This is a genomic window from uncultured Fibrobacter sp., from assembly GCF_937877005.1.
GTDB lineage: Bacteria > Fibrobacterota > Fibrobacteria > Fibrobacterales > Fibrobacteraceae > Fibrobacter.
The window spans coordinates 1-8,241 of record NZ_CALEFV010000269.1 but is presented as its reverse complement, the minus strand read 5'-3'; the positions used below and the strand labels follow the sequence as shown (position 1 = coordinate 8,241).

6 protein-coding genes and 2 pseudogenes are annotated in these 8,241 nt (G+C 52.3%); 4 read left to right on the top strand and 4 right to left on the bottom strand.

Features of this window, described 5'->3' with window-relative positions:
* Window positions 1-197 precede the first annotated feature (197 nt).
* The 3 genes from Q0628_RS11920 to Q0628_RS11910 form a co-directional block, all read right to left on the bottom strand.
* Window positions 198-368 carry a hypothetical protein gene (locus Q0628_RS11920; RefSeq protein WP_298771259.1) on the bottom strand — a complete coding sequence of 57 codons (171 nt, stop codon included), beginning with the start codon at window positions 366-368 and terminating at the stop codon, window positions 198-200.
* Window positions 368-910, bottom strand: coding sequence for a glutathione peroxidase (locus Q0628_RS11915; protein ID WP_298771257.1), 543 nt, complete (start codon window positions 908-910; stop codon window positions 368-370). Before Q0628_RS11915 ends, Q0628_RS11920 begins: the two co-directional genes overlap by 1 nt.
* A gap of 164 nt (window positions 911-1,074) precedes the next feature.
* Window positions 1,075-2,739 carry a diphosphate--fructose-6-phosphate 1-phosphotransferase gene (locus tag Q0628_RS11910; protein ID WP_298771254.1) on the bottom strand — a complete coding sequence of 555 codons (1,665 nt, stop codon included), beginning with the start codon at window positions 2,737-2,739 and terminating at the stop codon, window positions 1,075-1,077.
* 123 nt (window positions 2,740-2,862) lie between these two features.
* On the opposite strand from Q0628_RS11910, the gene Q0628_RS11905 reads away from it, so the two are divergent.
* Entirely contained in the window at window positions 2,863-4,503 is a 1,641-nt protein-coding gene (locus Q0628_RS11905; protein ID WP_298771252.1) for an FISUMP domain-containing protein, read from the top strand.
* 86 nt (window positions 4,504-4,589) lie between these two features.
* Here Q0628_RS11905 and aqpZ read toward each other — a convergent pair whose 3' ends face one another.
* Window positions 4,590-5,330 carry an aquaporin Z gene (aqpZ, locus tag Q0628_RS11900; protein WP_298771251.1) on the bottom strand — a complete coding sequence of 247 codons (741 nt, stop codon included), beginning with the start codon at window positions 5,328-5,330 and terminating at the stop codon, window positions 4,590-4,592.
* Window positions 5,331-5,583: 253 nt separating this feature from the next.
* Between aqpZ and Q0628_RS11895 the strand changes: the two genes are divergently transcribed.
* The 3 genes and pseudogenes from Q0628_RS11895 to Q0628_RS11885 form a co-directional block, all read left to right on the top strand.
* Window positions 5,584-7,509: an OmpA family protein gene (locus Q0628_RS11895; RefSeq protein WP_298771250.1), complete on the top strand. Its 1,926-nt coding sequence runs from the start codon at window positions 5,584-5,586 to the stop codon at window positions 7,507-7,509.
* A gap of 12 nt (window positions 7,510-7,521) precedes the next feature.
* A pseudogene (locus Q0628_RS15770) lies at window positions 7,522-7,653 on the top strand (aminotransferase DegT); the annotation flags it as partial.
* Window positions 7,654-7,829: 176 nt separating this feature from the next.
* Window positions 7,830-8,241, top strand: a pseudogene (locus tag Q0628_RS11885) (hypothetical protein); the annotation flags it as partial.

Here is an 8,241-nt window from a genome sequence, read left to right as displayed (position 1 = left end):
AAGACCATCGCACCGACTTTGAAAGCGGCAACATTCAGGCAGTTATCTACGGCGACCTTGACCCGTTCATCAATGCCTACCTGCTCAGCACCAGCGAAACTCAACAGTCGTAGTGGAGCTCGTTAAGATTACGAAAGGACCCTGCAGTCGCAGGGTCTTTCGCTATTATTGTCAAAAGCAGTCTGCCGACGGGATTTTTATTTGATGTTATACTTTTCTTTGATGACAATGCGCTCTTCTTCGGAGAGACTCTTCATGTACGAACGCCAGCCGGGGCAGAAGTTGATGTGGAACCGCCAAAAACGCCCGATGAGGGACTTGGGGTTCTTGTCGTATTGGGCACGGATTTTACAATTTGCACAGGCCATTACAGCAACTCCTTGATGCTGGCCTCGATTTGTTCGGGAAGCACTGTAGGCTCGAAACGGCCAACCACCTGGCCCTCGCGATTCACCAGAAACTTTGTGAAGTTCCACTTGATGTCATTGTCTTCGTGGACGGCCTTGCTGAGCTTGGCGGCCGCAGCGATGGCCATGTTCTTGATCTTGTTGCCCGCGTCGGTCGGCTTTGGCATCGCTTCTTTAAGGAACTTGAAAATCGGGGCGGCGGTGTCGCCGTTCACGTCAATCTTCTTGAAGCGCGGGAAGGTGGTGTGGTAGGTGAGTGTGCAGAACTGGTGAATTTCGTCGTCGCTTCCCTTGGCCTGTTCCAAGAACTGGTTGCATGGAAAATCGAGAATCTCGAAGCCCTGGGCGTTGTAGGTGTCGTAGAGCTTCTGCAGAGCCTCGTACTGCGGCGTAAGCCCGCAACCCGTGGCGGTATTCACGACCAGGAGCACTTTGCCCTTATAGTTTGCGAGGGGAGTTTCGTTACCCTTGTTGTCAAGAACCGTAAAGTCGTAGATATTCATAAGATCCTTTTGTTGTTTTCTTTTAAACATACAATTTTTCCCATTAAAAGGATAGGGTGAAGGTGTCGAACAGACGACAAACGATTGTTTGGCGAGTATAAAACGCATTAAAAAATCCCTGCATAAAATATGCAGGGATTAAAATTCAAGACGATGTTTATCGCTTACTTCACCTTAAGCGCACCTCTTTCGAGCTTAATCGTGAAGTTGGTCACGTCGCAAACTTCGCTCGGACCCCAGTACTGGATCGGACCCGGGTAGGTGTAGCTTTCAGTCTTGGCCCAGACTTCGCGGTTCTTGGCGAAGAACTTGAACGGAGCACCGTCGAGTTCCACGAGAGCCTTCTGGATCACCGGCTTGTCGGCACCGTGACGACGTTCGATGTTCATCATCATGGTGATAGGAATGCCACCGGCAGTCCACTTTTCGATACCCTTCGTGAGGTCACGCACAGAGCTCATGTAGCCGTTCATCTTGTTGAAGGCGAGCACAGAAGCAGTGTAACCGAGGCTGTAGCAGTAGTCGGCGTCGAAGTTCGACGGAGCGGCGCAGCGGCCTTCGTAACCGAAGAAGTGGTTGAGGGCGCTGAACTTGCCCTTGAAGGACTTGCGGCTCTTGAGTTCCTTCTTCACCATCTCGATGATGAGCTTTTCGGTTTCGATGAGGGAAACCTGCACGTTGCCGTGGCTGTCGCGGTCGAGCATCAGCTGGCCCTGAGTGGTGGAGGGGAGGCTCTTGAGGACTTCGGCAGAAGCCTTGGAAATCCAGTTGCAGAGCTTTTCAACCTTGGCGGCGGTGTCGAGGCCTTCGACTTCCTTTTCGTGGTGGGCGAGGGCTTCAGAGAGTTCGGAAATGAGCACGCCCACATCCGGGATGAATTCGAGGAGGCCTTCCGGAATCAGGCAGACGCCGAAGTTCTTGCCGTCAGCAGCACGGGCAGCGACGATGTCTGCAACGTACTTGATGACCTGCTTGAGCTTCATCTTCTTGGCCTTGACTTCTTCAGAAATCAGGCAGATGTTCGGATGGGTCTGGAGGGCGGCTTCGAGAGCGATGTGAGAAGCGCTGCGGCCCATGAGCTTGATGAAGTGCCAGTACTTCTGAGCGGAGTTGGCATCGCGCATGATGTTGCCGATGAGTTCGGAGTAGGTCTTCACGGCGGTGTCGAAACCGAAGGAGGTTTCGATGTATTCGTTCTTGAGGTCGCCGTCGATGGTCTTCGGGCAGCCGCAAACCACGCAGCTTGCGCCGTTGGCCTGGAAGTATTCACCGAGAACGGCAGCGTTGGTGTTGGAGTCGTCACCACCGATGATCACGATAGCGTCGAGCTTCTGGGCCTTGGCAACGGCCATGCACTTCTTGAACTGTTCTTCAGTTTCGAGCTTGGTACGGCCGGACTGGATGATGTCGAATCCACCGGTGTTGCGGTAGGAGTCCATGATCTTTTCGTTGATCACGATGAACTTGCCGTTTTCGAGGCCAGACGGGCCGCCGAGGAAGCCGAGGAGCTTGGAATTCTTGCTGATGCTCTTGATACCGTCGAAGATACCCGCGATCACGTTGTGTCCACCAGGAGCCTGGCCACCGGAGAGCACCACGCCCACGTTCAAAGCCTTACCGGCAGCAGCCTTGGTAGCCTTCTTCATGGAAATGTACGGTGCACCGTAGGTGTTCGGGAACAGAGCCTTGATCTTGGCCTGGTCGCGCACGGATTCGGTTGCCTTACCCTTGTTGAGAGTGACCTTGAGAGCGCCGTCGCGGAGAGCGGCGGGGAGTTTCGGCTGGTAGGCCTTGCGGGCCTTGCCGAGGACGGACAGATTGTCAGCCATTGTGTTTTCCTTTTGAATTTCGCGCAGCAAAGACCGCGCGGTTCGGGTTAAAAAATTACGGGCTATAATATAGCATTTATTTTTTTATATTCTAGTCAAAATATCAATTTAGGGTAGGAAACGATGAACAAAAAATTTCTTTCTGAGACATTCGTCATTGGCCTTGCGGCCTTTCTTGCGGCTTGTAGCGGCAGCAGTGCCGATGCATACAACGAAGATGATCCGTATTCGGAAAATCCCGGAAACGACAACGGAGGCGGCGGCAGCTTAGGCAAGGTGGGAAGTATGGTCGACCCCCGCAACGACAAAACTTACAAGACTGTCCGTATAGGTAGCCAGCTGTGGATGGCCGAAGACCTGCTCTTCTACAACCCCCTGTGGGAAACCATGAACACGTCCAGCTACAGCCAGCAGTGGAGCGGAATGGTCGTCCCCGTCGTTACGCCCTCCCCGGCGCCGACGGTCTCTACACGGACTGACGAATCCATGAGCCCCGGCTACACCTACATCGAGGCAATGAACAACACGACCTTCAAGGATAGCGCCTACAACGACGGAATCTGCCCGCCGGGCTGGCACCTGCCGACCATGGAAGAATTCGACGAACTCAAGACCTTCGTGATGACAAAATGCGACTCGACCAGTTATTGCTCGCTCGGAAACGTGTGGGAAGAGGCCAACACGAATGACTTCTGGACCAGCACCCCGGCCAACGGAATCCGCATCGATACGGAATACGGCTACCAGTACGAGTCCAATTCCGCGAAGGCGGTCTCCTTCCGTGTGGATTTCGGCTCTAAACAGCCGGTTTTGGCGGGATTTGCCAGCAAGTCTGCCCAGATGTCCGTCCGCTGCGTTCAGGGGTCTTCCACCGATTCCGTTGCGGCCTACGAATCCTATGTCAAACAGCTCGATAAGTACTACGCCGACATTGCGCTCGCCGATTCGCTCTGGCAAGAAGTCAAGAAGGGTGCCAAGAAGTATTTCAATCCGAACAAGGAATACGGCTACTTTACTGATCTGCGCGACAGCAATGTCTACGGCTATCTGCAAATCGGCAGCTACACCTGGATGGCCGAAAACCTGAGGTACTACGACGCTCCCTATTCCTATTGCGATTCCTACCTTTCTTGCAACGCCACCACCTATCAGGATACCGTATTCTACTACAAGGCAGGCGTGCTGTATGTCAGTTCGGAAAAGAACTCCGTATGCCCCGATGGCTGGCATCTGCCCTCCAACGACGAATGGAAGGACCTTCTGGCCGCTACGGAGTCAACAGGAGGCCTCTTGGCCAATGATGGAGTCTGGAACAGCGTGATGATGAGCCCCACCAATTCGACCGGATTCACGATGGTCGCGACCAACAAGAGCTACGGCGGCGTCCAGGAACCGGGGTCTGGCAACGAAGCTCAGTTCTGGTCGAGCAACGAGCTTACGGTCGATGAGGTAAGTATTGATACTATATATGTGGAAGATACGACCGATGTGCCGGCGGATACGCTGCCAGCCGATTCGACCGTCACTGGCGATAGCACCGACATTTCGGATTCGGTACTTGTCGATAGCGATTCCCTTGAAACGGGTGATTCTGTCCTGACACCTGAAATTCCGTCGCGGGCCTTTGTCCTTGACACGGTCCGTACCACGAAGGAGTATGAATTTGTCGTCAAGCACTCCTTCTTCTACGGATTCGAGACCACTTCGGTCGAAGCGGGTTCCTACCGCAATAACTCCAACATACGCTGCGTCATGGACTACTAGGCGACACCGTTGTAGCGGAAGATTGCAACAGAAACGCCCCGCAGAGCGGGGCGTTCATTTTAAGAAAAAAGCCTAATTAGCCAGAATTACTTCTTTTCGCACTTGCAGCACTTGCATTCGGCGATGCACTTGTAGCACAGGCCACCGATCACGCCGCCGAGAATCGGGGCTACCCAGAAGAGCCAGAGCTGCTTGATGGCAGCACCGCCAACGAACACGGCCACGGCGGTAGAGCGGGCCGGGTTCACGGAGGTGTTCGTGACCGGGATAGAAATGAGGTGGATGAGGGTGAGGCAGAGGCCGATAGCAATCGGGGCAAAGCCTGCCGGAGCGCGACCGTCGGTTGCACCCATGATCACGAACAGGAAAATGGCCGTGAGCACCGTTTCAATCAGGAATGCAGAAAGCATGCCAGAAGTCTTGCCGCCAAAGGCGTTCAGGCCGTTGGTGAGCGAATCGGACCAACCGTTGGTGGCGAATGCGCCGATACCCGCATTGGTAAGGTCCGGGCAGGCAATGACATAGAGCAGACCCGCAGCAATGATACCGCCAATGACCTGGGCTACGATGTAGGCCGGGGCTTCCTTGGCCGGGAATCGACCGCCGGCAACCTGGCCGAGCGTCACGGCCGGGTTCAGGTGGCAGCCCGAAATATGGCCAATCGCGTATGCCATGGTGAGCACCGTAAGGCCAAATGCGAGCGCTACGCCCACGTAGCCGATACCGGTAGTGGGAACGCCGCAGGCGAGCACGGCAGCGCCGCAGCCGCCAAACACAAGCCAAAAGGTGCCGATAGCTTCGGCGATAGCACGAGTAGAAAGTTTCATTTTTAACTCCTTAATGTAGATGTTTGCGCCTAATTTAGTAAATGGTCCCCTCCGGGACCCTTCCAAACTGGAATATTTTTTCTTTTTAAATTGGAATACACAAAAAATGTGTTTTTCGTCAAATGTAAATAAAAATATATATAGTTAAGGAGAGATGCTTTTTCGACCCTTAAATTCCCCTAATCGTAAGTGCTTGTCTGCTAGGCAAATGCGCTTTTTTCTAAATTTGGCACAAAAAATTTAGGGGCTTATTATGAAAAAGTCATTTTTTGCTTACTTGCTGTTGTTTACCGTAGCCGCTTTTGCCCAGACGGGTTTGATGGGTGGTAGCGACGGTATACACCAGATTAATACCAAAACGCTGGGAACCTGGCGCTTTGTGGGCGGTACAGGCGGTAACGTCACTATCGACCCGTGGGCACTTTCCCGTGGCGGCATTTTCTACGACGACGGGGAACGCCAGAAACTTCAGGATCTGAAGCTCTCGGCGACGGGTAACTTCTTCCTCGCGGTCGGCCTTTCCGAATACGTTAATACCGGTGTGGCCTTCAATATCAACTATGACAGGTCCTACGCCTACGATTACTGGGAAGCAACAAGCAACATCAAACCCGGCGACCTGGATGTCTGGGTAAAGGCCCGCGCGCCGTTCATCAGTGACTCAAGCGTGTTCAGCCTGGCTGGTCAGATTGACGTGTATCTGCCAATCGGTTCCAAGAGAATCGGTATCCGCCCCCGCCATGCCTGGTATATTCGCGGCAGGGGAGAGACTCAGCCCTATACCGCCAACGAAGTCGTGGTCGGAGCGACAGCTATCATGACTCTTGACTTTGCCAAATACGATGTTCCGCTGCGCTGGAACACGAACGTGGGCGTCATGTATGCGAACCTCGGTGCGAACACCCTGGTTTACGGAACAGGCCTCGATTACGACGTGTTTACCTGGGCGACTCCGTTCGTCGAATTCAGTGGCGAGTTCCGCATAGAAGACAACGGCATGCCTATTGACTTCTGGGAAGATCCGATGCTTTTGACTCCGGGCCTTCGCTTGCATCTGCCCTACAATATAGACCTGGCCGGCGGTATCGACATTTCTACCCGCATGATGCGCGTGGGCTACAACCGCGAAAAGGAATTCGAGGATATCGAGGACTTTACCGTACGCTACAAGGACGAAGAAGGGTATCATAAGACTTACGGTTACACGCCCACGGTCACCTACGCATTTACGGGTCTGCTGACGTGGACGTTCGGCGGTGCCGAGAAGGCCCCCGAAAGGGTCTGCCCGCTGGGACTGCCCGACACGCTGACCAAGGTGGACACCCTTTTCAGGACAGATACCGTCGTGGTGACCGATACCGTAAGGGATGCCGATGCCGACGGCGTTCTCGATTCGCTCGACATGTGCCCGGGTACCCAGGCCGGTGTCGAGGTGGATTCCGTGGGCTGCGCCAAGGACTTTGACAAGGACGGCGTGGTGGATGCGCTGGACAAGTGCCCCGATACACCCGAAGGCATTGCCGTGGGCCGCGATGGCTGCCCGCTCGACTTCGATGCCGACGGCGTTCCCGACTACAAGGATATGTGCCCCAACACGCGTCCGGGCACGGGCGTGGATTCCGTGGGCTGCGACAAGGACGAAGACCGTGACGGCGTGGCCGATGACCGCGACCAATGCCCGCTCACTCCGAAGGAAGCACCGGTCGACACCACCGGCTGCCCGATGGATACCGACCGTGACGGCGTACCCGACTATAAGGACAAGTGCCCGAACTCGCTGCGCGGCGTAAAAGTGGACAAGGTCGGCTGCCCCGTGAACAAGAAGGAAGATCTGGACAAACTCAAAACAGGCATCAACTTCAAGAGCGGTTCCACGATTCTGACCAAGTCCAGCTACAAGACTCTGAACGATATCGTGTCGCTCATGACCAAGTTCGCCGACGTGAACCTCGAAATCCAGGGCCATACCGACAACGTGGGTGACGACGAGTATAACGAGAACCTGTCGCAGGGCCGCGCCCAGTCGGCGGTGGACTACCTGATCAGGAAGGGCATTACGGTCGACAGACTGCGCGCCGTGGGTTACGGACCGCGCAAGCCGATTGCCGACAACAAGACCAAGAAGGGTCGCGCAAAGAACCGACGCGTTGAACTGGTTCCGTTCTATAAAGACGAATAACAAGGATAGCGTATGCGTTTCGAAAAGAAAATCTGGCTTTCGAGTCCTACGATGCACGGTGATGAAATCAAGTTCATGACCGAAGCGTATGAAACGAACTGGATGAGTACTGTCGGTGAAAATATTGATGCAGTTGAAAAAATAGGTATTGATTTTTCTAAAAAAGCAGCCCCTGCCGTGTGGTGCAGGGGCTGCTTGCTTTTTGATATTAAATTTTACGCTTAAAAATTTTTTGAAATTTCTCGTTTATTTTACTTGACTTTTATATGCTATTAATATACAATATTTTCGATATTATTCATAAGAAAAGATGGTGAATTATGAGTTCATATAAAAAGAATAAAGAAAGAAAAAATACAAGAAAATATAAATCAACTGTTTCATATAATAAAGGGAAAAGAATTTTAATGCTAACAACCACATTTACAATATTATTTGTTAGTTTAATAGTAAGAATAGGATGGTTGCAATTTGTACAAGGAAGTGAATTACAAGCAGGAGCATATAGACAACAAACAATGAATAGAAGTATAAATCCTAAAAGGGGAACTATTTATGATACAAATGGTGTAGTTCTTGCTAGAAGTGTTAGCGTAGAAACAATTAGTGTTACACCAAAGAATGTAAAACAAAAAGAAAAGACAGCAGAAGGTTTATGTAAAATATTAGATCTAGACTATGATACAATTCTTGGAAAAGTTAAATATTTAATTAATAATGAGGGTGTTTCTT

What these genes read in the sequence shown, in the direction of transcription:
- Q0628_RS11920 (WP_298771259.1), bottom strand. Translation starts at nt 368, where the DNA reads ATGGCCTGTGCAAATTGTAAAATCCGTGCCCAATACGACAAGAACCCC.
- Q0628_RS11915 (WP_298771257.1), bottom strand. Translation starts at nt 910, where the DNA reads ATGAATATCTACGACTTTACGGTTCTTGACAACAAGGGTAACGAAACT.
- Q0628_RS11910 (WP_298771254.1), bottom strand. Translation starts at nt 2,739, where the DNA reads ATGGCTGACAATCTGTCCGTCCTCGGCAAGGCCCGCAAGGCCTACCAG.
- Q0628_RS11905 (WP_298771252.1), top strand. Translation starts at nt 2,863, where the DNA reads ATGAACAAAAAATTTCTTTCTGAGACATTCGTCATTGGCCTTGCGGCC.
- aqpZ (WP_298771251.1), bottom strand. Translation starts at nt 5,330, where the DNA reads ATGAAACTTTCTACTCGTGCTATCGCCGAAGCTATCGGCACCTTTTGG.
- Q0628_RS11895 (WP_298771250.1), top strand. Translation starts at nt 5,584, where the DNA reads ATGAAAAAGTCATTTTTTGCTTACTTGCTGTTGTTTACCGTAGCCGCT.